At 65.0% G+C, this 24,885-nt stretch carries 20 protein-coding genes and 3 pseudogenes; 12 read left to right on the top strand and 11 right to left on the bottom strand.

Translation table 11 applies throughout. The features are described 5' to 3' along the window. Positions 1-449: DUF6719 family protein (locus I5M_RS34275; protein WP_307706985.1), on the top strand; the 449-nt coding region annotated here is incomplete at its 5' end. Positions 450-452: 3 nt separating this feature from the next. On the opposite strand, the gene I5M_RS22340 is transcribed toward I5M_RS34275, so the two are convergent. Continuing rightward, on the bottom strand, positions 453-818 hold the full coding sequence (locus I5M_RS22340) for a hypothetical protein (protein WP_022723433.1): 366 nt from the start codon (positions 816-818) through the stop codon (positions 453-455). A gap of 53 nt (positions 819-871) precedes the next feature. Further along, positions 872-1,045 carry a hypothetical protein gene (locus I5M_RS33210; RefSeq protein WP_022723432.1) on the bottom strand — a complete coding sequence of 58 codons (174 nt, stop codon included), beginning with the start codon at positions 1,043-1,045 and terminating at the stop codon, positions 872-874. Positions 1,046-1,699: 654 nt separating this feature from the next. Here I5M_RS33210 and I5M_RS30390 point away from each other — a divergent pair. After that, a complete protein-coding gene (locus I5M_RS30390) occupies positions 1,700-1,933 on the top strand; it encodes a hypothetical protein (protein WP_040771851.1) in 234 nt (77 codons plus the stop codon). A gap of 76 nt (positions 1,934-2,009) precedes the next feature. On the opposite strand, the gene I5M_RS22325 is transcribed toward I5M_RS30390, so the two are convergent. Continuing rightward, positions 2,010-2,549: a CreA family protein gene (locus I5M_RS22325; protein ID WP_051048814.1), complete on the bottom strand. Its 540-nt coding sequence runs from the start codon at positions 2,547-2,549 to the stop codon at positions 2,010-2,012. A 287-nt stretch (positions 2,550-2,836) separates the two neighbouring features. Between I5M_RS22325 and I5M_RS22320 the strand changes: the two genes are divergently transcribed. The 3 genes from I5M_RS22320 (at position 2,837) to I5M_RS22310 (ending at position 6,252) form a co-directional block, all read left to right on the top strand. Further along, a complete protein-coding gene (locus I5M_RS22320; protein ID WP_022723430.1) occupies positions 2,837-4,513 on the top strand; it encodes a L,D-transpeptidase family protein in 1,677 nt (558 codons plus the stop codon). Between the two features lie 172 nt (positions 4,514-4,685). After that, positions 4,686-5,651: a polysaccharide deacetylase family protein gene (locus tag I5M_RS22315; RefSeq protein ID WP_022723429.1), complete on the top strand. Its 966-nt coding sequence runs from the start codon at positions 4,686-4,688 to the stop codon at positions 5,649-5,651. Positions 5,652-5,688: 37 nt separating this feature from the next. Then, positions 5,689-6,252, top strand: a complete 564-nt coding sequence (locus I5M_RS22310) for a dihydrofolate reductase (RefSeq protein ID WP_022723428.1) — start codon at positions 5,689-5,691, stop codon at positions 6,250-6,252. Here I5M_RS22310 and I5M_RS22305 read toward each other — a convergent pair whose 3' ends face one another. From I5M_RS22305 to aspS, 3 genes and pseudogenes are all read right to left on the bottom strand, one after another. After that, positions 6,253-6,702: a DoxX family protein gene (locus I5M_RS22305; RefSeq protein WP_022723427.1), complete on the bottom strand. Its 450-nt coding sequence runs from the start codon at positions 6,700-6,702 to the stop codon at positions 6,253-6,255. A 95-nt stretch (positions 6,703-6,797) separates the two neighbouring features. Beyond that, complete coding sequence (locus tag I5M_RS22300; RefSeq protein ID WP_022723426.1) at positions 6,798-9,104, bottom strand: NADP-dependent malic enzyme; 2,307 nt, start codon at positions 9,102-9,104, stop codon at positions 6,798-6,800. Between the two features lie 212 nt (positions 9,105-9,316). Continuing rightward, positions 9,317-11,090, bottom strand: a pseudogene (aspS, locus tag I5M_RS30385) (aspartate--tRNA ligase). Positions 11,091-11,350: 260 nt separating this feature from the next. Here aspS and I5M_RS22290 point away from each other — a divergent pair. Both I5M_RS22290 and rnd read left to right on the top strand, forming a co-directional pair. Further along, entirely contained in the window at positions 11,351-12,829 is a 1,479-nt protein-coding gene (locus I5M_RS22290) for a YdiU family protein (protein WP_022723425.1), read from the top strand. 109 nt (positions 12,830-12,938) lie between these two features. After that, on the top strand, positions 12,939-14,087 hold the full coding sequence (rnd, locus tag I5M_RS22285; protein ID WP_022723424.1) for a ribonuclease D: 1,149 nt from the start codon (positions 12,939-12,941) through the stop codon (positions 14,085-14,087). 20 nt (positions 14,088-14,107) lie between these two features. Here the strand turns inward: rnd and I5M_RS22280 are convergent, their stop codons facing one another. After that, a complete protein-coding gene (locus I5M_RS22280; RefSeq protein WP_022723423.1) occupies positions 14,108-15,004 on the bottom strand; it encodes a LysR family transcriptional regulator in 897 nt (298 codons plus the stop codon). 108 nt (positions 15,005-15,112) lie between these two features. Here I5M_RS22280 and I5M_RS22275 point away from each other — a divergent pair, with 108 nt between their 5' ends. Genes I5M_RS22275 through I5M_RS22265 form a run of 3 tightly spaced genes read left to right on the top strand, consistent with a single transcriptional unit; the run spans position 15,113 to position 17,815 of the window. Continuing rightward, positions 15,113-16,423, top strand: coding sequence for a dicarboxylate/amino acid:cation symporter (locus tag I5M_RS22275; RefSeq protein ID WP_022723422.1), 1,311 nt, complete (start codon positions 15,113-15,115; stop codon positions 16,421-16,423). A 37-nt stretch (positions 16,424-16,460) separates the two neighbouring features. Further along, positions 16,461-17,300 (top strand): bifunctional allantoicase/(S)-ureidoglycine aminohydrolase, encoded by an 840-nt coding sequence (locus tag I5M_RS22270; RefSeq protein ID WP_022723421.1) that lies wholly within the window; start codon positions 16,461-16,463, stop codon positions 17,298-17,300. Then, a complete protein-coding gene (locus I5M_RS22265) occupies positions 17,297-17,815 on the top strand; it encodes an ureidoglycolate lyase (protein ID WP_022723420.1) in 519 nt (172 codons plus the stop codon). The genes I5M_RS22270 and I5M_RS22265 overlap by 4 nt, the downstream gene beginning before the upstream one ends. A 16-nt stretch (positions 17,816-17,831) precedes the next feature. Here the strand turns inward: I5M_RS22265 and ppx are convergent, their stop codons facing one another. The 4 genes and pseudogenes from ppx to I5M_RS22245 form a co-directional block, all read right to left on the bottom strand. Continuing rightward, positions 17,832-19,337, bottom strand: coding sequence for an exopolyphosphatase (gene ppx / locus I5M_RS22260; protein ID WP_022723419.1), 1,506 nt, complete (start codon positions 19,335-19,337; stop codon positions 17,832-17,834). 12 nt (positions 19,338-19,349) lie between these two features. Then, a pseudogene (locus I5M_RS30380) lies at positions 19,350-21,550 on the bottom strand (RNA degradosome polyphosphate kinase). 145 nt (positions 21,551-21,695) lie between these two features. After that, positions 21,696-22,369 (bottom strand): annotated as a pseudogene (locus I5M_RS30375) (chromosomal replication initiator DnaA). A gap of 45 nt (positions 22,370-22,414) precedes the next feature. Next, positions 22,415-22,960 carry a CDP-alcohol phosphatidyltransferase family protein gene (locus tag I5M_RS22245; protein ID WP_022723418.1) on the bottom strand — a complete coding sequence of 182 codons (546 nt, stop codon included), beginning with the start codon at positions 22,958-22,960 and terminating at the stop codon, positions 22,415-22,417. A gap of 178 nt (positions 22,961-23,138) precedes the next feature. Between I5M_RS22245 and purM the strand changes: the two genes are divergently transcribed. Both purM and purN read left to right on the top strand, forming a co-directional pair. Continuing rightward, positions 23,139-24,212, top strand: a complete 1,074-nt coding sequence (gene purM / locus I5M_RS22240; protein ID WP_022723417.1) for a phosphoribosylformylglycinamidine cyclo-ligase — start codon at positions 23,139-23,141, stop codon at positions 24,210-24,212. Positions 24,213-24,217: 5 nt separating this feature from the next. Beyond that, positions 24,218-24,874, top strand: a complete 657-nt coding sequence (gene purN, locus I5M_RS22235; RefSeq protein ID WP_031337319.1) for a phosphoribosylglycinamide formyltransferase — start codon at positions 24,218-24,220, stop codon at positions 24,872-24,874. The last annotated feature ends 11 nt before the right edge of the window (positions 24,875-24,885 follow it).

Here is a 24,885-nt window from a genome sequence, read left to right as displayed (position 1 = left end):
CGCCCATCAGCTTGGCGAACGGCAAAGCGAACGAGTTGATCCTCTCGAGCGGCGTCATCATCCCTCCCCTGGCCGGGTTCGCTGCCGCGGCAGATGCGGCGCGATCCTCGCGTGCGTTCGATGCTGGCACAGATCAAACCACATCTCGCCGGATTTTTCAGTCAGCATGCGGAGACGATTCGATGCCATCAGGAGAGTTCATGTCCCACCGCTTTTGCCGTTCGGCCGCGATGGCCGGCGCGCTCGCACTTGCCGCGATGAGCTATCCGGCGACCGCGCAAACGGTCACCAACGAGCGCGACATCCCGCCGTTGCGGCTCGGCCAAAAAGTGCAGGTCGATGACGGGTCGTGCCCGGCCGGTCAGATCAAGGAAGTGGTCGGATCGTCGCTGACCGACGCCGGCATAACGCGGACCAGCAAATGCGTCCCGCGGCTGCAGCGGCGCTGAGCGCTACTCGGCCGGATCGAACATACATTGCAGCGCCGGCTTGGCGATCAATGTGAAGGTCGAGCTGATCTGCGCCTGCTTGGATGGCGGCACCCAGTCGCTCTGGATGTTCGGCACGCCGCTTTCGCTGATCCCCCGCAGTAACGCCTCGCGCAGGTCGGCATCCGGCACGGCAGCAGCGGCGTGATCGTGCAGGCAGCCGCAAACCGCATCGGGATGCGCCCAGCGCCCCGCCATATGCGCCATGCATTGCCGGATGAATTCGATGCGCTGATCCGGGAAGTCGAAGAAGGTCCGCGCCTGAGCCTGCACGGCTAATCCAGCCAGCAGCGAAACGCCGATTGCGAGCGCGGCTAAACGAGACTTCATCGGCGCAACCGGCTCCGACAATTTCGAGAAAGTTATCAACACCACAGCCGCTCTTATCTGGTCGCCACCACCAAAGGCGAAGAGGCGCCTTCGATCGGATCGCCGACATAGGAGAACGTCCCGATCCCGGGCAAGCCACTCTCCGACGTCCCTGCTTGCGACGAAGCGGCGATCGACGCGCCGGCGAATGCAATGACCAAGGAGAGAACGAAACTAACGGTCCGCATCGATGTCTCCGAGTTGGGAGGCCGATCAGCGGCCCGTTCGTTGACGGGTTGATAACCACACCATGTTTCGTGGCGTCTGCGTGCAGCCGTGAAATGGTTTCGTCGCCGGCGGAAATGTTTCGTGGCGAGACGATCCACGAAACATTCAGCGGAATTCATCAGCGGCTTCAACGCTGGGCCTAGCCTCCAGGCCGTTGAAGCAACTTCATTAACCTCGGGCACATACCGGACAGACCGGGACATCATCCCGTCATCGAAGCGAAGCTAATCAAGCGCATCCGTTGTGACGTTGCCGCGCCTAGAGTTGCGAACGATTTGTATGTTGCTGCTGTCCGTCTCTCACCGCCTTAAAGATCTCCAAAGTGAGCATGTCGTGCTGGCTCTCGGGCGAGAACCGCGCTACAAGAAATCCCGTCGGGGTCCGGGCGCGCAAACGCGCCATCTCATGCACCCGCCGATCTGCGGCAGCGCTGCGGAAATGGGCTTTGCGACACCGACTTCGACACATGAACTGCTCAGCGCTGTAAGGCGGCTGCGCCGGTCAAGGCGCGGGAAAGCAGTAAGCATACTTATTCGACACTTCGGACCGCTGTCGGCGGACCGCAACAATTCTGGGCGCCACGCGTTGGTTCCTGAAAATGGAGGAATTTTGCGATGAGCAATGCGCTTCGCAGCCTAAGCGATCAGTCATCAGACCATGCGGCGGTCATCGCCCGGAACAAATTGGGCACGGCAAAGGTCGTGATCGGAAATTTGCGTCGGAGTGCCGATCTGCCGGGCGAGATGGCGCTGCAGAACATGTTCGGCCATCACGCCACCCAGTCTGTGCCGCAGAAGCTGGTTCGGCTGGTGGGTTACCGCGATCCCGCGCAGGACCGCCCGATCTGATCGCGACAAACTACTCTCATTGCGGAGGCCGGCATCCGCCGCCCTCCGCCAGATGATGTCTCTCAGCAACGGCTGATTACTTCACGAAGTCACCGCACTTTTCGATGGTCCCGTCGGCGCCCCATGGCATGATCGGGACACTCGAGGTCGAATTCTTCGGCGAGCCTTCGATCAGCTTGTCCGAATAGACCATGTAGACCAGCACATTCCGCTTGGCGTCGCAGCCGCGGACGATCTGCATCTTCTTGAAAAACAGCGAGCGGCGCTTGCTGAACATATCGTCGCCCTGGTCCAGTTTGTCCTTGAAGTGGATCGGACCGACCTGACGGCAAGCCAGCGAAACGTCCGAGACCTCTTCGGCCAGACCGAGCCACCCCTTGAAGCCACCCTTCTCGGGCACCGTGAAGTGGCAGGCGACGCCCTGCACTTCCGGATCGTCGAGCCCGTAGACGGCCAGCTTGTCGTTCGGGCTGAGCCATTTGAAAACGGTCGAGCGACGGAAGATCAGGTCCGGCTCATCTGCCGCCATCACCGATCCGCAGGCCAGCACTAGCGCTAAACCAGCCAGCGCGGCTCGCGCGGCATGTCGCCGCGGCAATCGCAAATTCAGTCTCATCGAGGTCTCCCTGAGCAAGTCAGCGCAGATGTGGGGAGATGGAAGCCGCTCGGGAAGACCGGCCCATCATTCCTGCCTTTAACCGACGGTGAAGCTTTTCGGGTACGGTTTGAATCAAATACGCCGCAGCTTGGCGGTGTAGCTGGTGAACTCCGCAAGCGACTGCGACACTAACCTAGGTTATTCGGAACCGATTCGAGGAAGCCTGCGTGCCCGTTAGCCGATTGCGCGATTGCGCTGCCGATATCCGGCCTGACGCCGGGAAAAGTCCTTTCTCACCCAGGCATTTGCTTGCGAGTTCGGCAATCCGCGCCGGAGTTCTGGCGAGCGCCGGATGGATCGCCGCCGCGTCACCCGCTGCCGCCTCGTATTGGTCCTCCTGGTCGGACGACTATCCCGTCTATTCAGAACAACCGTACCGCCGCGCGCCCCTACCGGCTCCGGCGGCGAAGCATCACCCACGCCTGCGCCCGCATACCGACGAGAAGGCTGAGAAAGCGATCCAGCAGCAGGCCGCCAAGCCGGTTGGGCCGCTTGTTATCTCGGTCTCGATCGATCAGCAGAAGGTGCGCGTATTCGACGCCAACGGCCTGTTCGCCGAGAGCCCGGTGTCGACCGGCATGCGCGGCCATTCGACGCCGATGGGCGTCTTCAGCGTGATCCAGAAGCACAAGTGGCATCGCTCGAATATCTACAGCGGCGCCCCGATGCCCTACATGCAGCGCATCACCTGGTCGGGCATCGCCATGCACGCTGGCGTGCTGCCCGGCTATCCGGCGTCGCACGGCTGCATCCGCATGCCGAATGCGTTTGCCATCAAGATGTGGGGTTGGACCCGCATGGGCGCGCGCGTCATCGTCGCGCCGGGCGAGACCGCACCTGAGTACTTCTCACACCCGCTGCTGATCACCAGGAGGCTGGCGCCGAGCGAACCGCTCGCCTCCGATCAACCCAAGCCGGTGACGTCTTCCAAATCGGACAAGGCCGCGGCGCTCGACCGCAACACGACGCTTGCGGCCGGTGAGTTGCGCGCCAGCCTGGCGCTTGACGACCGCGACGCCACCCCGGCCGAGCTGCGCGCCAAGGTCCGGACAGCAGAAGCCGGTGCGGCGACGTCTGGACCAGCGACGGCGCTGGCGGACTCCCTCAAGACAGACAAGCCCGCCGCCGCTTCGACCAACGCCGACACCACGACGCAGGACAAGCCTCAGGACGCCCCCGCCGGAGAGGCGAAGGCGAGCGCTGAGTCGACTGCGCCGACTGCTGACACCAAGTCGACGGAGAACGACCGCGACAGCACTGGAGCGGTAACAGCAGAAGCAACCAAGCCGGAAAGCACCGCGACGCCTCCGGCCGCGGAGGCCGCCAAGACCAACGAGTCGAAGACGGCCGATGCCAAACCGGCTGAAGCCAAGAGCGAAGCCGCATCGGCCGCGCCGGCCACAGACGCCAGCGATGCTGCGGTTCAGGACAAGGACCAATCGCGGGCGGGCGCGGACGCGACCAAGCCGCCCCTGCCCGCCGTCGACCCGAAAGTCCAAATCGCCGCCTTCGTCAGCGGCAAGGATCGCAAGCTCTATGTTCGGCAGAACATGAAGGCGCTGTTCGACGTGCCGGTGACGGTCGCCCCCGGCGACCGTCCGCTCGGTACCCACGTCTTCACCGCCGAGGTCGACAAGGACGGCCAGGTTCGCTGGACCGTGGCGACGCTGCCGAGCAGCCGCCGCGCCGAAGCTGCCGAAGCTCCGAAATCGCACCGCCACAAAGCCTTGGCCGTGGAGGCGAAACCCAATCCTGCAGTCGATACGCCGACCCAGGCGCTCGACCGCCTGACAATCCCCCAAGAGGCGATGACGCGTCTGGCGCAGGCGATCTCGACGGGTGGATCTCTGATCGTATCCGATCAGGCGATTGCAGCCGGCGAGACCGGCGAGGGCACCGATTTCATCGTGCGCCTGCGGTAATACCGTAGCGACCAGGCGGAACTCGGGTCCACCCGGGCTGGCTAACCTCATCAGTCGCCTGAACGCCGTCAGCTAAGTTGCGGGCAACTGACAGGTGCGGCTGAAATAGGATTGCGGCGGCCTCTGCTCTGCTTCTAGTTTGACCACCAAGACAAACGGAAGGGATTTGGGCATGCGACGGGCAACGGCGTGGATGTTTGCAGGTGCGGTCTCGTTCGGCGCGATCGCCGGCATGGGCGCGGCTTGGTCGCAGGCGTCGCCAAAGGCCGCGGCGACCGCCACCCCGCCCGCCGCTGCGCAACCTGCGGCGGCGCAGCCCGCCGCCGCACCTGCTCCGGCGGCCGCAAAGGCCGTCTGCGCCAATCCGGATGGGCTCGGCGTCGCCCGCGTCGTCGAGATCGACACCACCGGCGGCCCCGGCTTCGGCTTCGAGCATTTCAAGCAGCTCGACTTCCTGCGCGACAAGGAAGTGGTCCTGACCTTCGACGACGGTCCCTGGCCGGTGAACACGCCCGCGGTGCTGAAGGCGCTGGCCGACAACTGCACCAAGGCAATCTTCTTCCCGATCGGCAAGCACGCCACCTATCACCCGGAAATCCTGAAGCAAGTCGCCGCAGCCGGTCACACCATCGGCGCGCACACGTGGTCGCACGCCAACCTCGGCAACAAGAAGCTCAGCGAAGATCAGCGCAAGGACGAGATCGAGAAGGGCTTCGCCGCGGTGAAATGGGCCCTCGGCGCCAATCCGTCGCCGTTCTTCCGCTTCCCGGCGCTACAGCATCCGCCCGAGATGGTCACCTATCTGGGCACGCGCAACATCGCGATCTTCTCTTGCGACATCGACTCGTTCGACTTCAAATCCAAGAAGTCGCAGCAGGTCGTTGATACGGTGATGAATAAGCTCGACAAGCTCGGCAAGGGCATCATCCTGATGCACGACTTCCAGAAGCACACCGCCGAAGCGCTACCCGAGCTGCTGCGGCGTCTGAAGGCCGGCGGCTACAAGGTCGTGCAGATGAAGGCCAAGGCGCCGGTGCAGGTGTTGCCACAATACGAGCAGGAGCTGGCCAAGACCACGACGCTGCCGACGGTGAGTTCGCGGCCGGTCAGCTCGGTGGTGCAGACCATCTCCGAGTGACGCCGCGTCTGCTGTCACATATCGCTCCTCGCCGACCATGATCACCGCGCCAAAGCTGCGGATCGAAGGCTATGTCATCGTCTCGGCCGAGGGGTGCCTCGCCGACTCCAATGGCGTGATGCCGGACGTCTTGAAGTTCAAAGGTGATCAGCAGTTCTTCGAGGGCGCGCTGGACCGCGCCGCACTGATCGTACACGGCCGCAATTCGTTCGAGGATCAGCCCAACTCGCCGAAGCGCAAGCGGCTATGGGTGACCCGGCACGTCGCCGGCCTCGCTCCCGACCCCACTAATGACAACGCGCTGTTGTGGAACCCGGCCGGTGCCAGCTTCGAGCACGCCTGCCAGGCCATCGGCATCGGCGATGGCGCCGCTGCGATCATCGGCGGCCCGAGCGTGTTCGAGATGTTTCTGGACCGGTTCGATATTTTCTGGCTGTCGCAGGCGCCACACGTGAACCTGCCGGGCGGCCAGCCGTGCTTTCCGGGTGTCCCGGAGCGTTCGCCACAGCAGATCCTGAGCGACCACGGCCTGATCGCGCGCGAAACGATTGAACTCGACGCCGCCAATGAGGTCAGCGTCACCGCCTGGCAACGGGGCTGACTACACGTCGGTATACGCGGCTTCGACGACGCGCGGACCGCGACCGATGCCTGCAATCACCAACAGGCCGCCGATCAGCGCGAGATCGGTCAACGCCAACAGCAGCTGGTGAGAAGCCTCCGCGCCGCTACGGTTCCAGAAGTCGTGGTAGAAGAAGATCACGGCGCCCAGATACACGATCAGGATCAGCGAGAAAAACCGCGCCCCGAAGTTCAGCGCGATCAAGATCCCGCACAACACCTGAATGATGCCGGCCGCGAGCGCGAGGATTTGCGGGAACGGCATCCCCGCGTAGCCTTCGAGCCGCGCCGTGTAGCTCGACACCATCGCCGGCACCGCCACCTGCTGGGCGATCTGGGTCGTCGCCGCCAGATCCAGCAGCTTGGTCGCGCCGGAAAACACGAACAGCACGCAGAACAGAAATCGCCCGATCGAAATGAAGGCAGGCATTTTCAACCTCATTGGCAGCGATGAAGGCGACACGCGAAGCTGCGCCAAGTATGCGCACAGCGTGCCGCCTTTTCAAAGCTCTCGATCGCCGCCGATCAGCCGAACAACGACGATTGATGCCGTCCTGCGAGCTCCTGCGCTTCGACCACCGCCACCGCAGTCATATTGAGGATGCCGCGCGACGTCACCGACGGAGTCAGAATGTGCGCTGGCCGCGCCGGCCCCACCAGAATCGGCCCGACCGGCAACGCTTCGCCGACCACCTTGATCATCTGGTAGGCGACGTTGGCGGTGTCGAGATTCGGCATGATCAGGATATTGGCGACGCCCTCCAGCCGCGAATGCGGCAGGATCAATTGCCGCGCCGCTTCCGACAGCGCGGTATCACCCTGCATCTCGCCGTCGGCTTCGATCTCCGGATGCTTTTCGGCGAGGATCGCGGTCGCCCGCCGCATCTTCAGCGACGAGTCGGTCGGATAGCTGCCGAAATCGGAGTGCGACAGGAAGGCGATCTTAGGCTTGAGGTTGAAGCGCTGCACGTGCGCGGCGGCGAGCGCGGCGATCTCGGCAAGTTCTTCGGCAGTGGGATTCGGCCGCACCTGCGTGTCGGCGATGAAGATCGCACCCTTGCTGGTGATCAGCAGCGCCAGCGCGGCGAAGTCCGATACGCCGGGGCGGAAGCCGATCACGTCACGAACGTGACGCAAATGATTCATGTAGCGGCCGTCGAGGCCGCAGATCATCGCATCCGCCTCGCCGCGCGCCACAGCGAGCGCAGCGATGACCGTGTTGTTGGTCCGCACGATGGTGCGCGCCGCCGCCGGCGTTACACCGGAGCGGCCGGCGATATCGACATAGGACTGTACGTAGGAGCGATAGCGCGGATCGTCCTGCGGATTGATCAGGTCGAAATCCTCGCCCGGCTTGATCATCAGACCGGAACGCTTGATCCGCGCCTCGACCACCGACGGCCGTCCGACCAGGATCGGTCGCGCCAGCTTCTCTTCGAGGATCGTCTGCACCGCGTGCAGCACCCGCTCGTCTTCGCCTTCGGCGTAGATGACGCGGACCGGCTGACTCTTCGCCTTGGCGAACACCGGCTTCATCACCAGACCGGAGCGGAAGGCGAACCGCTCGAGCTGCGCGTAGTAATCGTCGAACGAGGTGATCGGCCGCGTCGCCACGCCCGAATCCATCGCCGCCATCGCCACCGCAGGCGCGATGCGCAGGATCAGGCGCGGATCGAACGGGCTCGGGATCAGCGAACCCGAGCCGAAGCCGAGCACTTCGTCACTGTCGAGGCCCGCCACCGGATCGGCCGGCGGATCGCGCGCGAGCTGCGCGATGGCGTCCACGGCAGCGTGCTTCATCTCCTCGTTGATGGCGGTGGCGCCGACATCGAGCGCGCCGCGGAAGATGTAGGGGAAGCACAGAACGTTATTCACCTGGTTCGGAAAATCCGAACGCCCGGTGCAGATCAGCGCATCGGGGCGGACCTTGCGGACTTCGTCCGGCATGATCTCCGGCGTCGGATTCGCGAGCGCCATCACCAGCGGCTTCTCGGCCATCTGCTGCACCATCTCGGGCGTCAGCACCTTCGGGCCGGACAGGCCGAGGAAGACGTCGGCGCCGGGGATCACTTCGGCCAGCGTCCGCTTGTCGGTCTTCTGCGCGTAGACCTCCTTCCAGCGGTCCATCAGCACGTTGCGGCCTTCGTAGACGAGGCCTTCGAGATCGCAGACCCAGATGTTCTCGCGCTTGGCGCCGAGCGACACCAAGAGGTTGAGACAGGCGAGCGCCGCCGCGCCGGCGCCGGCGGTGACGATCTTGACCTCGCTGATATCCTTGCCCTTCAGCAGCAGCGCATTCTTCACGGCGGCGCCGACGATGATCGCAGTGCCGTGCTGATCGTCGTGGAACACCGGAATGTTCATGCGCTCTTTGAGCTGCGCTTCGATCTCGAAGCACTCCGGGCCCTTGATGTCTTCGAGATTGATGCCGCCGAAGGTCGGCTCCAGCGCCGCCACGGTCTCGACCACGCGATCGATCGTGTCGGCCTTGATCTCGATGTCGAACACGTCGATATCGGCGAACTTCTTGAACAGAACCGCCTTGCCTTCCATCACCGGCTTGGACGCCAGCGGGCCGATATTGCCGAGGCCGAGTACCGCGGTGCCGTTGGACACCACCGCAACCAGATTGCCACGCACCGTGAGATCGGCAGCCTGCGCCGGATCGGCCGCAATCGCGTTGCAGGCCGCGGCCACGCCCGGCGTGTAGGCCAGCGCCAGATCGCGCTGGTTGGCGAGCGGCTTGGACGCGTGGACCTCGAGTTTGCCGGGGCGCGGCGAGCGGTGATAGGCGAGCGCCTGGGATTGCAGATCTTCAGAATTGGACGCCATGCGGTCTCCGGGCGGCTTCCTCGGCCATGAATGCCGATGCTGCCGTTAGTGTATCAGCACCGGTTGATAGCAATTTGTTTCGCGCCTGTCCGGTTATTCCGGACATGGCGGTCATCACGCGAACGCAACGTCGCGCGCCGTGAGCCACAACCCTCGATACGCCGATGCCCGCGGCACGCGCGGGCATCGTGACACCGAGACGACGGTCAAGCTCACTCCTCTTGTAGATTGAGCCGGATGTGCAACTCGCGCAACTGCTTGGCCGACACCTGCGATGGTGCGCCCATCAGCAAGTCTTCGGCCCGCTGGTTCATCGGGAACAGCGAGATTTCGCGCAGATTAGTGGTGCCGCAAAGCAGCATGACAATGCGGTCGACGCCCGCCGCCATGCCACCATGCGGCGGCGCGCCGTACTGGAAGGCGCGATACATGCCGCCGAAGCGATCGACCACTTCCTGCTCGCCATAGCCGGCGATCTCGAACGCCTTCACCATCGCCTCGGGGCGATGATTGCGGATGCCACCGGAAGCGATCTCGTAGCCGTTACAGGTGATGTCGTACTGGAACGCCTTGATGGTCAGCGGATCCAGCGACGTCAACGCGCCCATGCCGCCCTGCGGCATCGAAAACGGGTTGTGCGAGAAGTCGACCTTCTTGTCGTCCTCGTTGTACTCGTACATCGGGAAGTCGACGACCCAGGCCAGCGCGAACTGATCCTTGTCGACAAGGTTGAGCTCTTCACCAACGCGGGTGCGCGCCAGCCCGGCAAACTTGACGAACTTCGCCGGATCACCGGCGACAAAGAACGCGGCGTCGCCTGCCTTGAGGCCGAGCGCGGCGCGGATCGCTTCGGTGCGCTCCGGACCGATGTTGTTAGCAAGCGGACCGGCGCCCTCGCCGCCTTCGCGCCACATGATGTAGCCGAGGCCCGGCTGTCCTTCGCCCTGCGCCCACGAGTTCATGCGGTCGCAGAACGCGCGAGAGCCGCCGCCCGGACCGGGAATCGCCCAGACCTGATTGCGCGGCTCTTCGAGCATGCGGGCGAACACCTTGAAGCCCGAGCCGCGGAAGTGATCGGAGACGTCCTGCATCTCGATCGGGTTGCGCAGGTCCGGCTTGTCGGTGCCGTACTTCCGCATCGAGTCCGCAAAGGCGATGCGCGGCCAGCCTTTTGTGACGCGCTTGCCCTTGGCGAATTCCTCGAACACGCCGGTGATCACCGGCTCCATCGCGGCGAAGATGTCGTCCTGGGTGACGAAGCTCATCTCGACGTCGAGCTGATAGAACTCGCCGGGCAGACGGTCGGCGCGCGGGTCTTCGTCGCGGAAGCACGGCGCGATCTGGAAGTAACGATCGAAGCCCGACATCATCAGCAGCTGCTTGTACTGCTGCGGCGCCTGCGGCAGCGCGTAGAACTTGCCGGGATGGATGCGGCTCGGCACCAGGAAGTCGCGCGCGCCTTCGGGCGACGACGCCGTCAGGATCGGCGTCTGGAATTCGAAGAAGCCCTGCTCCTTCATGCGCCGGCGCATCGAGTCCACGATGGCGCCGCGGGTCATGATGTTCTGGTGCAGCTTCTCGCGGCGCAGGTCGAGGAAGCGATAGCGCAGCCGCACGTCTTCCGGATACTCCTGCTCGCCGAACACCGGCAGCGGCAATTCGCCGGCCGGGCCGAGCACTTCGATCTCGGTGACGAACACTTCGACCGCGCCGGTCGGCAGATCGGGATTGTCGGTGCCTTCGGGGCGGCGGCGAACCTTGCCGTCGATCCGCACCACCCATTCCGAGCGCAGCTTCTCGGGCATCCTTGAAGGCCGGCGAATCCGGATCTGCCACGCACTGGGTGAGGCCGTAATGGTCGCGTAAATCGATGAACAGCACGCCGCCATGGTCGCGGATGCGGTGGCACCAGCCTGACAGCCGAATGGTCTGGCCGATGTCGCTGTCGCGGAGCGCGCCGCAGGTATGGGTTCGGTAACGGTGCATGGAAATCCCGAAAAGATAGCCCGTGGCAGGCAGAATCGTGTGTCTGCGCCTAGCGGAGAGCGTCAGGGTTTACCCGAGCGGACCCCGTGCGGCAACCGACCGGGTTGCAGACACCGCCCGCCGATTTGGCGGCGGCCGCCCGCCGCGACCAGCGCCAAGCGCCCGCTTGGTGCCGGATCGCAGGAATCGGCGTGAACATATTGAATCGCCCCGCTTTCCGATCGATTGTGGGAGCAGCGAAGCGTTCTTATCTGTGCTCCATGACAATGCATTTCCCGTTCGACAACAGCTATGCGGCGCTGCCGGAGACGTTCTTCGCCCGCGTGGCCCCAACGCCGGTCTCGGCGCCGCGGCTGGTGAAGCTCAACCAGGCGTTGGCGGTTCAGCTCGGGCTCGATCCGGACTGGCTGGCCAGCCCGGAGGGCCTGGAAGTTCTGGCTGGCGTCCGGGTGCCCGAGGGGGCCGCCTCGATCGCCATGGCTTATGCGGGCCACCAGTTCGGGAATTTCGTGCCGCAGCTCGGTGATGGCCGCGCCATTCTGCTCGGCGAGGTCGTCGATCGTGGCGGCATTCGCCGCGACATCCAGCTCAAGGGCTCGGGCCGCACGCCGTTCTCCCGGATGGGCGACGGCCGTGCCGCGCTTGGACCGGTGCTGCGCGAATACATCATCAGCGAGGCGATGGCGGCCCTCGGCATTCCGACCACCCGCTCGCTCGCTGCGGTTCTGACCGGCGACCGCGTGGTGCGCGAGGAGCCCCTGCCCGGCGCCGTGCTGACGCGCATCGCCTCGAGCCATATCCGGGTCGGCACGTTCCAGTTTTTCGCCGCCCGCGGTGACAGCGCGTCCGTCCGCGCGCTCGCAGATCACGTCATCGCCCGGCATTATCCCGCGGCAGCGCAAGCCGAATTTCCCTATCTGGCGCTGCTGGAAGGCGTCATCGCGCGTCAGGCCGAGCTGATCGCCAGCTGGATGATGATCGGCTTCATCCACGGCGTGATGAACACCGACAACTGCTCGATCGCCGGCGAGACCATCGATTACGGCCCGTGCGCCTTCATGGACGTGTTCGATCCCAAGACGGTGTATTCGTCGATCGATCAGTTCGGCCGCTACGCCTATGGCAACCAGCCGCCAATCGGGCTGTGGAACCTGACCCGTCTGGCCGAATGCCTGGTGCCGCTGCTCGCGGAGGATGCCGACAAGGGCGTCGAGATCGCCCAGAACGCGCTGGGCGGCTACGCCGAGCGCTTCAACGCTGCCTATCTGGCCAAGCTCGCCGCCAAGCTGGGCCTGTTCACCTCTCAGCCGGACGATCCCCAGCTGTCGCAGGATTTCCTCGCCGCGATGGCCAAGGGCCGGGCCGACTTCACCCTCACCTTTCGCCGCCTCAGCGACGCCGCCGCCGACCCGGACGATCTCTCCGAAGTCAGACGCTTATTCGAAGATCCTGCGGCGTTCGATGAATGGGCGCCGCGTTGGCGGGCGCGGATTGCGGCCGAGCCGCAGGATGGCGTGACGCGCCAGGCGGCGATGCGCGCAATCAATCCGGTCTACATTCCGCGCAACCATCAGGTCGAAGCCGTGATCCGCGCTGGCGTCGATCAGGGCGACTTCGGTCCTTTCGAACAGCTCTTGACGGTGCTCGCCAACCCCTTCCGGGAACTGGAGGAATTCGCCCGGTATGCGGAGCCGCCGCAGCCCCATGAAGAGGTGCGTCAAACCTTCTGCGGAACTTGATCGCTGCCACTGCAGCGTGTCTAGTGCTCTGGATTCGACGGCAACCGGCCGACATCGTGTCGCGCCGCGGCTGTTCAAGCCCCGTCGTCCGGAGTGCGACTGAGTTTTGATGGACCTGATCTCGACCACTGAACAGCTCGCCGCTGCCTGCGAGCGCCTCGCCAGCCATCCTGTCATCACGGTCGATACCGAATTCCTGCGGGAGACGACGTATTACCCGCTGCTCTGCGTGGTGCAGATGGCCAGCGCCGATGAGGCCGTGGTCGTCGATGCGCTGGCGAACGGCATCGATCTGAAGCCGTTCTTCGACCTGATGGCGAACGAGAAGGTCCTCAAGGTCTTCCACGCGGCCCGTCAGGACATCGAGATCGTCTGGCACCGCGCCGGCATCGTGCCGCATCCGATCTTCGACACCCAGGTCGCCGCAATGGTGCTGGGATATGGCGACTCCATCGCCTACGACCAGCTTGTCGAGCGCATCACCGGCCATCGGCCCGACAAGACGCATCGCTTCACCGATTGGTCGCGCCGTCCGCTGACCCAGGAGCAGATGCATTACGCCGTCTCCGACGTCACCCATCTGCGCGACGTGTTCGCGGCGCTCGACGCCGACCTCAAGAAGCGCGGCCGCAGCGACTGGGTCAGCGAGGAAATGGAAGTCCTCACCTCGCCCAAGACCTACGACTTTCACCCCGAGAGCGCCTGGGAGCGGCTGAAGACCCGCGTGCGCAAGCCGAAAGAGCTGGCCGTGCTGATGGAAGTCGCCGCCTGGCGTGAGCAGGAAGCGCAGAGCCGCGACGTGCCGCGCTCGCGCGTGCTCAAGGACGATGCGCTCGGCGACATCGCGACCCACGCCCCGACCTCGCTCGACAAGCTCGCCAACCTTCGCTCACTGCCGAAAGGCTTCGACCGCTCCAAATGGGGCGCCGAGATCGTTGCTGCCGTGCAGCGCGGCTTGGCCCGCGATCCGGCGTCGCTGCCGAAGATCGAAAAGCCGCGCAACAACGGCAACGGCGCCGCGACCGTCGAGCTTCTGAAAGTGCTGCTACGCATGACCTCGGAGCGCCACGCGGTGGCCGCCAAGGTGATCGCCACGGTGGATGATCTCGAGCAGATCGCCGGCGACGACAACGCCGACGTCGGCGCGCTGCGCGGCTGGCGACGCGAACTGTTCGGCGACGCCGCACTGGCGCTCAAGCATGGGCGGCTGGCGCTGGCGATCGAAAAGGGCCGCGTCGTGCGGGTCGATCGCGACTAGACCAGGTTGCTGATGCCGACCTAGTCGTCGACTTCCCAGGCTGAATTCCGAGCGAAGCTCCGGACCAGTTCGATGCATCGGTTTGCCAGCGGGTTGTTGCGGCTGGTGCGCAGTGCATAGACGTCGGCGCGGAGCGGCTTGCCGACCAACCGCCGATACACGACATCCCGTTGCGAAAACCGGCTGACGAAGTCGGGAATGAGGGCGACGCCGAATCCCGCCGCGACGAGGCTGGTCAATGACGCCGCCTCGACCACCTGATGCGTCACTTTCGGCGCGAAGCCGGCCTCCAGGCAGCATCGCCTGAGATACTTGGCGAACAGCGAGTCTTCGAATCTCAGGAAGACGAAATCCTCGGCGTGAAGATCGGCCAATCTGATCCGCTTGGCCGCCAGGCGATGGCCCCTCGGCAGCGCCACCCTGACCGTCTCCTTCCACGCCAGATCGGCACGGAGGTCTGCGTCCTGGGGTGGACAGCGCAGAAAGCTGACATCGATCTGTCCCGACCTCAGCGCCGCGACCTGGCGGTCCGGCGCCATTTCCTCGATCCGCAAATCGACGCCCGGATAGTCGACCGACAGTTGGCGGATCGCCGGCCCGAGCGGACCGGTCAGCATCGAGCCGGTGAGCCCAACATTGATGATGCCGGTGGTGCCGGCGCCGATCGACCGGGCCCGGTCGATCGCATCATTAGCGCGGTCCAGGATGGCCCGGGCTTGACGCAGGAAATCCTCGCCCGCGCGGGTCAAGGCGACGCGGCGGGTCGTGCGCTCGAACAACTCCGTGCCGATCTCGGCTTCCAGATCGCGGATCTGTTGGCTCAGCGGCGGCTGCGCGATGCCGAGGCTCTCGGCGGCGGCCGTGAAGCTCAGATGACTCGCGACGGCGACGAAGTAGCGGAGATGACGAATTTCCACTTGAGATACTCATACTCAGGACATTTCAATCTAAACAGAAGAAATATTTGACGTCTATAATAAGAGGACTGATGGTTGGCCCTGCCCGGGCAACATCAGGAGAGACCGATGAGGCGCTTTTTCGCGTCGCTGTTCGGGCAGGTCGTAGCTGCCCTTGTCGTGGGTATCGCGCTCGGCGTGCTGGCGCCGCAATTCGCGGTCGCGCTGAAGCCGCTCGGCGACGTATTCATCAAACTGATCAAATGCGTCGTCGCACCTCTGGTGTTCGCCGTCGTCGTCAACGGCATCGTCGGCGCTGGTGACTTGAAAAAAGTCGGCCGTGTCGGGCTGAAGTCGCTGATCTACTTCGAGGCGGTGACGACGATCGCGCTCGCCCTCGGCATCGTGCTGGCTTACGTGTTCGAGCCTGGCGCCGGAATGAACGTCGACCCTGCTAAGCTCGATGGCTCTGCGCTCTCCGGCTACACCAGCCACGTCAAGGAAGTGACCGGCGTCGTCGATTTCCTGATGCGCCTGGTGCCGACCACGGTGTTCGACGCCTTCACCAAGGGCGACATCCTGCAGGTGCTGATCCTTGCCATCCTGTTCGGCGCCGGCCTGTCGCTGCTCGGCCCCCGAGGCAAGCCGGTGGCCGACGGCCTCGCACTGATCACCGACGTCCTGTTCAAGGTCATCGGCCTCATCGTCAGACTGGCTCCGCTCGGTGTGCTCGGCGCGGTCGCCTTCACTGTCGCCAAATACGGCGTAGGCTCGCTCAAGCAACTCGGGCTTCTGGTCGGGCTGTTCTACGCGGGGGTGGCGCTGTTCGTCTTCGTGGTGCTCGGCGCCATCCTGCGGGCCGCGGGCTTCAGCATCTTCAAGCTGCTGGCTTATCTGCGCGAAGAACTACTCGTCGTTGCCGGCACCGCGTCGTCGGACAGCGTGCTGCCGCAGGTCATGCGCAAGCTGGAGCGGCTCGGCATCAAGGACTCCACCGTCGGCCTGGTGATTCCGACCGGCTACTCGTTCAACCTCGATGCCTTCTCGCTGTATCTGACGCTCGCCACCGTGTTCATCGCCCAGGCGACCAACACGCCCCTCGCCTTCAGCCATTTGCTGGTGATCCTCGGCATCGCGCTCTTGACGTCGAAGGGCGCCCACGGCGTACCAGGTTCGGCGATCGTGGTGCTGGCCGCGACTTTGTCCGCGGTGCCGGACATCCCGATGATCGGCCTCGTCCTGGTGCTGTCGATCGACTGGTTCGTCGGCATCGCCCGGGCGCTCGGCAATCTGATCGGCAACTGCGTGGCGACGGTGGTGATCGCCGCATGGGAGGGAGATATCGATCGCGACCAGGCCAAGCGCGTGCTGAATGGCGAAGTCGCCACCGACACGGCGCAGATCCTGGATCAGCCGATCGCCGCGCCTCAATCGATCTGACGGCTGCGCGTTGGCGGGACACGTTGTAGGAGGGACCATGAACGCACCGAACTACAACCCCGCCTGCGGCGGCCTCCCGGCCCAGACGACTTTGCTGACGGGGCGCGCGGTGTTCACCGAAGCCTACGCGGTAATCCCGCACGGCGTGATGCGCGATATCGTCACCAGCCTGCTGCCGGGCTGGGACGGCACGGCCGCCTGGATCCTGGCGCGGCCGCTGTCCGGCTTCGCCGAGACCTTCGCGCAGTATCTGATGGAAGTCGCCCCCGCTGGCGGCAGCGAGCAGCCCGAACCTGATCCCACGGCCGAAGGCGTGTTGTTCGTGGTCGGCGGTGGCCCAACGCTCCGGATCGGCAGCGCGACCCACCTGCTCCGTCCAGGCAGCTACGCCTATCTGCCGCCCGGCGCCGACTGGAGCCTGCGCAACCAAGGCAGCGAGCCGGCGCGCTTCCATTGGATCCGCAAGGCCTACCAAGCCGCACCCGGACTGGATGCACCGGAAGCCTTCGTCACGCACGACACCGAAATCGAGCCGACCGGCATGGCCGGCAGCAACGGCGCCTGGGCCACGACGCGCTTCGTCGCGCCTGACGATCTGCGCCACGACATGCACGTCAACATCGTCACCTTCCAACCTGGGGCGACGATCCCGTTCGAAGAAACCCACGTGATGGAGCACGGCCTGTTCGTGCTGGAAGGCAAGGCCGTCTACCGGCTCAATCGCGACTGGGTCGAGGTCGAGGCCGGCGACTTCATGTGGCTGCGCGCATTCTGCCCGCAGGCTTGCTACGCGGCCGGCCCCGGCCGCTTCCGCTATTTGTTGTACAAGGACGTCAACCGGCATCCGGCATTGACGTTGCGCGGGCCGGCACGATGAGCAGCGCCTGCGCTGAGAGCACCATCGTCGCACAGAAACTGACGGCCGAGGCGTTCGCACCGTTCGGCACGGTGATCGACCGCAGCATCGTCGCACCGCGCCCGATGAACGCCGGCATGGCGCAGCGTTTCCACGACCTCGCGGACATCGAGGTTGTCGGCGACGGCGCGCGCGTGGTCGTCGGCCTGGTGGAAGCGCAGCCCTACAAGCTGCCGCTGCGTCTCAGTCTGGTCGAGCGGCATCCGCTCGGCGCACAGGCGTTCGTGCCGCTCAACGCCGCGCCGTTCCTGGTGGTGGTGTGCCCCGACGACGGCGGCAAGCCCGGTCGGCCACGCGCCTTCGTCACGTCGCCATGGCAAGGCGTCTGCTACGCCCGCGGCACCTGGCACGGCGTGCTGACGCCGTTCGGCGCCGAGCAGAATTTCGTAGTGATCGATCGCGCGGGTCCGGGCATCAATCTGGCAGAGCACGTCTTCGAACAGCCATGGTTCGTCGAACTACCAAGCGCATCGTGAAGCCGTCGGCATCGGCTCACCGCCGCACGATCGTCCCTGCCCGGCCCACCATGCGGGCCATCTGCTTGAAGCGGCTGCCGACGCGGTCAGCGACGAGATCAACCAGGCGATGCTCGAACACCAGCATCAGCTTGCGGCCCGACATGCGGAAGTGCGTGGCCGGCAACACGCCCGGCCGGGCGGCGCTGATCAGATGCGCGACACGGAACGCGGCGCCGAGCAGGCGCGCGCGCTCATCCATCGCCGGAGTGACTAGCTCACGCACCTGCGGCGGCGGTTCGTTCTGTTCGCTGAACCCCGCATAGCGATAGAACACCGACAGCGCCATGAAGGCGCGGTCCTGATGCGTCACGTCGCCGAAATTGCCGTTGGTGATCATCGCCAGCGTTTGCTCGCCGCGATGATCGGGATGCACCCGCCAGCCGACGTCGGACATCAGGCAGGCCGCATGGCGGAGCCGGCGCTCTTCGGGCGTCTCCTTCAGCCGCGCGATGCGCCAGAACCGGTCGGTCCAGCCGATCAGTTCCTCGGCGTGGCGCGCCGAGCGCGACAGCAGATTGTTCAAGTTCTGCGCGGCGCAGATCAGCCCGTCCTTGGCGCGCTCAGCGGCAGGGAGCTGCTCGTACAGCAACCCCTCACGCACACCATAGGTCGAGAACACGATGGTCTTCGGCCGCGCCACCAGGATGATCTGTTCGAGCACCAGCGCCGCATAGGCCAGCAGCGGTCGGCGGGCATCGGCCACCACTTCGATATCGGCGAGCTGATCGGTCGACGCCAGCAGCCGCAGCCGGCGGGCGAAACGCAACGCGTCGGCGGCCGGGATCGAATAGCCGTGCATCACCTTGAGCGAGTAACCGCTTTGGATGATGTGAATGCGTGCCAGAGCGCGCCAGGTGCCGCCCACCGCATAGAACGTGCGGCCTTTCGCGGCCTTGAGCGGCAATGCGGCGCTGAGCGCATCGTGCGCGATCTTCTCGGCGCGCTTGAGCGAACGTTGCGACACATCCTGCAGCGCCAGACTGCCGAGCGGCAGCGTCACGCCCTTGCGCACCGCATTGCCGCGAACGTCGATCAGCTCGAGCGAACCGCCGCCGAGGTCGCCGACGATGCCGTTCGGCTTGTGCACGCCGGAGATGACGCCCAGCGCCGACAGCTTGGCCTCGCGCGGCCCCGACAGGATCTCGATCTGCACATTGCAGATGCGCTCGGCTTCGGCGATGAAGTCCGGGCCGTTCTTGGCATCACGGCACGCCGCGGTGGCGATTGCATAGACGCGGCCGACCCGCATCACGCGGATCAGCGCGCGAAACCGCTTCAGTGCGGTCAACGCCTTGGCCACGGCGTCGGGAGCGAGCAGACCCGTGGTCTGCACTTCGCGGCCGAGCCCGCACAGCGCCTTTTCGTTGAAAACCGTGACCAGACTGCGCGCCAGCGCCTCGTAGACGACGAGACGCACGGAGTTCGAGCCGATATCGATCACCGCGACGCTGGGTTCGCGGCTTTGCGCCCGCTTGGTCAAATTGGCCGTTCCTCAGGACGAGCTGTTACGCTCAGCACGTCGCGTGAGCCGCTTCGGCGAGGATTCCTTGAGAGACTTACCACGGCCGGACAGACTCGGATTGGTCATGAAGTAGTTGTGGACGTTGAAAGGCTCCTCGCCTTTCGCGGTCTTCATACGCGTCGACGACCCGTCCGGCAACAATTGCCAGCTTTGCTCGGTATCTTTCAGGTTCGCCACCATGATCTGCTCGAGCACCTGCTGGTGCACGGTCGGATTGAGCAGCGGGCACAGCACTTCGACGCGGCGGTCGAGATTGCGCGGCATCATGTCGGCCGACGAGATGTACACCGCCGCCTTGGCGCTCGGCAGGCCATGGCCGTTGCCGAAGCAGTAGACGCGGCCGTGTTCGAGGAAGCGGCCGATGATCGACTTGACGCGGATGTTCTCGGACGGCCCGGCACGCCCGGGCGCAGGCAGCAGATGCCGCGGACCACAAGGTCGATCTGCACGCCGGCCTGCGACGCCTCGTACAGCGCGTCGATGATGTCCGGATCGACCAGCGCATTCATCTTCAGCCAGATCGCGGCCGGCCGGCCGTGGCGGGCGTGACCGATCTCGCCGTGGATATGTTCGAGCATGCGCTTGCGCAGCGTCAACGGCGACACCGCCATCTTCTCGATGTCGCTCGGCTCGGCATAGCCGGTGATGTAGTTGAACACCCTCGCTGCGTCGCGGCCGAGGATCGGGTCGGAGGTGAAGTACGACAGATCGGTGTAGATGCGCGCCGTGACCGGGTGATAGTTGCCGGTGCCAGTATGGACGTACGTCGTCAGGCTGCCGCCCTCGCGCCGCACGACCAGCGACAGCTTGGCGTGGGTCTTGAGCTGCAGGAAGCCGTACACGACCTGCACGCCGGCGCGCTCGAGATCGCGAGCCCAGCGGATATTGGCTTCCTCGTCGAACCGCGCTTTCAGTTCGACGAGCGCAGTGACGGACTTGCCGGCCTCGGCTGCCTCGGCCAGTGCACGCACGATCGGCGAGTTGTTCGAGGTGCGGTACAGCGTCTGCTTGATCGCCACCACATCCGGATCGCGTGCCGCCTGCTGCAGGAACTGCACGACGACGTCGAACGACTCGTAAGGATGGTGGACGATCAGGTCCTTCTGCCGGATCGCCGCGAAGATATCGCCGCCATGGTCGCGCACCCGCTCCGGATGCCGCGGGACGTAAGGCACGAATTCGAGGTCAGGCCGATCGACACGCGTGAGCTGGGACAGTTCGTTCATCGCCAGCACGCCGTCGACCAGGAACACTTCGTCGTCGGCCGCCGTCAGCGCGCGCTGCACGAAGACGCGCAGCTCTTCCGGCATGGTGGAGTCGACCTCCATGCGGATCACCGATCCGCGGCGGCGACGCTTCAGCGCGGTCTCGAACAGGCGGACGAGATCCTCGGCCTCTTCTTCGATTTCGAGTTCGCTATCGCGGATGATCCGGAACGAGCCCTGACCCTTGACCACATAGCCGGGGAAAAGCCGTCCGATGAACAGCGAGGTCGCCTGCTCCAGCGTGATCAGCCGGACGGTCTGGTCTTTGCCGTTGCTCGGCAGCCGGATGAAGCGGTCGATCTTGCCCGGCATACGGATCAGCGCGTTCATAGGCTTGCCGTCCGACATCCGCGCCAGCTGCAGGCCGATGGTGAAGCCGAGGCTCGGGATGAACGGGAACGGATGCGCCGGGTCGATCGCCAGCGGCGTCAGCAGCGGGAAGATGTTGTGGAGGAAATGATCCTCGATCCAGGCCCGCTCGCTCTTGGTGACGTCGCGGCCGTCGAGCAGCACGATACCGTTGTCGGCCAGGATGCCGCGCAGGTCTCGCCAGATCGCCTGCTGATCAATCGACAGCCGCGACACGGCGTCGTTGAGCAGAACAAGCTGCTCGGCCGGCGTCAGCCCGTCCGGACTGCGTTCGGTAATACCTTCGCGGATCTGAGCCTTGATGCCGGCAACGCGGACCATGAAGAACTCGTCCAGATTGTTGGCCGAGATCGACAGGAAGCGGACCCGCTCCAGCACCGGGTGCCCCGGATTGACCGACTCCTCCAACACGCGACGATTGAAATGCAACCACGACAGCTCGCGATTGATGAAGCGCTCGGGCCCCGCCGCAATCACCGAAGCGGGCTCCACCTCACCCTTCTTCTCTTCGATTTCAATAACTTGTTCGGAGTCCATGAGAAATCATTCCAATCTGGGGCGGGGGCCGCGCCGCGGAGCAGCGCGGCGGACCATGCGATAATCGCACGACAATTCCGTGACATTGAGAGGGTTGCAGCCGGAGGCGTCAAGCCGACGCGGGGCCGCGGCAACGCCGCTGCGCTCAGAGGTCGCGCAGCAAACCAGCCGCTAAGGCCCGAGTGACCGGACGGCCGAGCCGAAGCGCCTCGCGTCGAGTTCCTCGACGGTATTCCGGGCTGCCGCATATGAGCGGTCAATCCTGCTGACGAGGTATCCGACTAGGTTTTCGTCGACCTGCATCTGACGGTCGGCACAGAACTTGACGATCAGCGCCCGAAACAGCGCGTCGTCCGGCGGCGACACCGTCACCACCGGGACCGCCCGTAGCCGCGAGCGCAGATCCCGCAGTTCGGACGGAAAAGCCGTCGGTGCCGTCCGCCCGGTGATCAGCACGAAGGCTTCGTCCTCGCGCGTCAGATTGATCAGATGGAACAGCGCCCGCTCGTCGAAACTGCCGGGCACGAGATCTTCGAGCACCAGGGCGCCGGTGGCGAGCGCCCCCGGCACTGTGGCTGCCGTGAGGCTCTGGGCCGAAACCGCCCGCGCCCCCGCCTGCTCGGCCCAGATGGCCGCCAGATGGCTTTTGCCGCAGCCTTCGGGACCGACCAGCATCATGGTCCGATTGGGCCAGTCCGGCCAGCTTTCGACCAGCGCGAGCGCCGACGCGTTGGCCTCGCCCTCGAGGAAATCCTCGCGCGACAGGCTTTCGGCGTGCGGAAGATCGAGGGTCAGTTGACGGGGTTGTACGCGGACCACAGGCGCGCTCCATGCCGATCCGCCACGCGTTCGGCCAGACGCATGTCAGCGGCCGAGCTCGACCGAGCTCATGTGCCGCATCCATTCGACGAGATAGAGGGAGACCGAAACCAAGGTCAAGATCGTGACCATCGCCATCAGCACAACGTCGTAAGGCCAAGGCGGGAAGCCGAGGGCCAGGGCGCCCAGCACCAGCGCGGCAAAAGCCACCTGGGCCACGGTGTTCAGCTTGGACACCATCAGCGGCTTCATCGGGATCGGCTTGCCGAACAGCCAGGAAATGATCACGGCACCGACGATCATGATGTCGCGCGACACCACCAGGATCACCAGCCAGCGCGGGATTGCACCCCAGATCCCCAGCGACACGTAGATCGACACCAAAAGCGCCTTGTCGGCCAAGGGATCGAGAAGCGCGCCGAGTTCGCTGGACATGTTGAAGCGCTTGGCGAGGAAGCCATCCACAGCGTCGCTGACGCCGGCGATGATGAATACCGCGCAGGCAATACCCATTTCGCTCGACGCGATGGCCCAAACGATGATCGGGACCAGCACAATCCGGCCGAGCGTAATGATGTTGGGTATGCTCACGCGACTTTCCCGGCGTCCGGCCCGCCTCTGCCCGACAGATGCTGGGCACGGTTGTCTACATAGACGATGCAGCCCTCGGGTGCGAGCCATTGCACAGCGCCGGATTCCGACGTAACCACCGCGGATTCAGGCTTCAACCGCCGCCGCAACGCCAGCCAGGAACCGTCAGGATTAACCAATGACCGATCGCAAGCCCGGCCTGACCTACGCCGACTCCGGCGTCGACATCGATGCCGGCAACCGCCTGGTCGACCTGATCAAGCCGATGGTGCGCGCCACCGCACGCGCCGGCGCCGACTCCGAAATCGGCGGCTTCGGCGGGCTGTTCGATCTGAAGGCGGCGGGCTTTACCGATCCGGTCCTGGTCGCGGCGACGGACGGCGTCGGCACCAAGCTCAAGGTCGCGATCGAGGCCGGCATCAATGGCGGCGTCGGCATCGACCTCGTCGCCATGTCGGTCAACGACCTCGTGGTCCAGGGCGCCGAGCCGCTGTTCTTTCTCGATTACTTCGCCTGCGGCAAGCTCGACCCGCAAGCCGCCGCCGAAGTGGTCGCCGGCATCGCCGAGGGCTGCCGCGAAGCCGGCTGCGCCCTGATCGGCGGCGAGACCGCCGAGATGCCCGGCCTCTATGGCGGCAAGGATTACGACCTCGCCGGTTTCGCGGTCGGCGCCGCCGAGCGCGGCACGCTGCTGCCTTCGGCCGATATCGCCGAAGGCGACGTGGTCATCGGCTTGGCCTCCTCCGGCCTGCACTCCAATGGCTTCTCGCTGGTCCGTAAGATCGTCGAACGCTCCGGCCTCAAATACGACGACAAGGCGCCGTTCTCGCCGGTGATGACGCTTGGCGGCGCGCTGCTCGCCCCGACCCGCATCTACGTGAAATCCTGCCTCGCCGCGATCAAGGCCACCGGCGCCATCAAGGGATTGGCGCATATCACCGGCGGCGGCTTCACCGACAACATCCCGCGCGTGCTGCCCAAGCATCTCGGCGTCGGCATCGATCTGCCGCGCATTCCGGTGCTGCCGGTGTTCAAATGGCTGGCCGAACAGGGTGAGGTCGCCGAACTCGAACTGCTGCGGACCTTCAACTGCGGCATCGGCATGATCGCCATCGTGCGAGCCGACGCGGTCGACGCCGTCACCGAGAGCTTATCCGCTTCCGGCGAGAGCGTGCACCTGCTCGGCCAGGTAATTGCCGCCAAGGGCGAGCACCGCGTCGTCTATGACGGCCATCTCGATCTGTCGTGGTGAGTGCCGTGAAGCCGCGCGTCGCGATCCTGATCTCCGGGCGCGGCTCGAACATGGCCGCGCTGATCGAGGCGGCGGCCGAAGACGGCTACCCCGCCGACATCGCCTTGGTGATTTCCAACGTGGCCTCGGCCGGCGGCTTGGCTATCGCGCAACGCAGCGGCGTCGAGACGCTGGTGATCGAAAGCAAGCCGTTCGGCAAGGATCGCGCCGGCTTCGAAGCCGTGCTGCAGGCGGCGCTCGATCAGCACCGCATCGATCTGATCTGCCTCGGTGGCTTCATGCGGCTGTTCACTGCCGAATTCGTTCAGCACTGGCACGGACGGATGCTCAACATCCACCCTTCTCTGCTGCCATCATTCCCGGGGCTCGATCCGCACGGTCAGGCGCTGCGCGCTGGCGTGAAGATCTCCGGCGCCACCGTACACTTCGTCATTCCCGAAACGGACGCAGGGCCTATCGTGATGCAGGGTGCCGTCGCCGTGCACGACGACGATACGCCCGATACGCTGGCCGCCCGCGTGCTGGCGGTCGAGCATCGCATCTATCCGCAGGCGCTTAAGCTGCTGGCTGCCGGCGAGACGAAGCTCGCGGAGGGTCTGTGCAAGTCCCCCGCGATCCCGTCGTCGGATCAGATATTGATCGTACCTCCCGCGGGCGCGTAAGCGCCGGCGTT

This window comes from Rhodopseudomonas sp. B29, from assembly GCF_000333455.1.
Classification (GTDB): Bacteria; Pseudomonadota; Alphaproteobacteria; order Rhizobiales; family Xanthobacteraceae; genus Rhodopseudomonas.
Note: the sequence above shows the minus strand (reverse complement) of the source record. Positions and strands in the feature narration are given on the sequence as shown.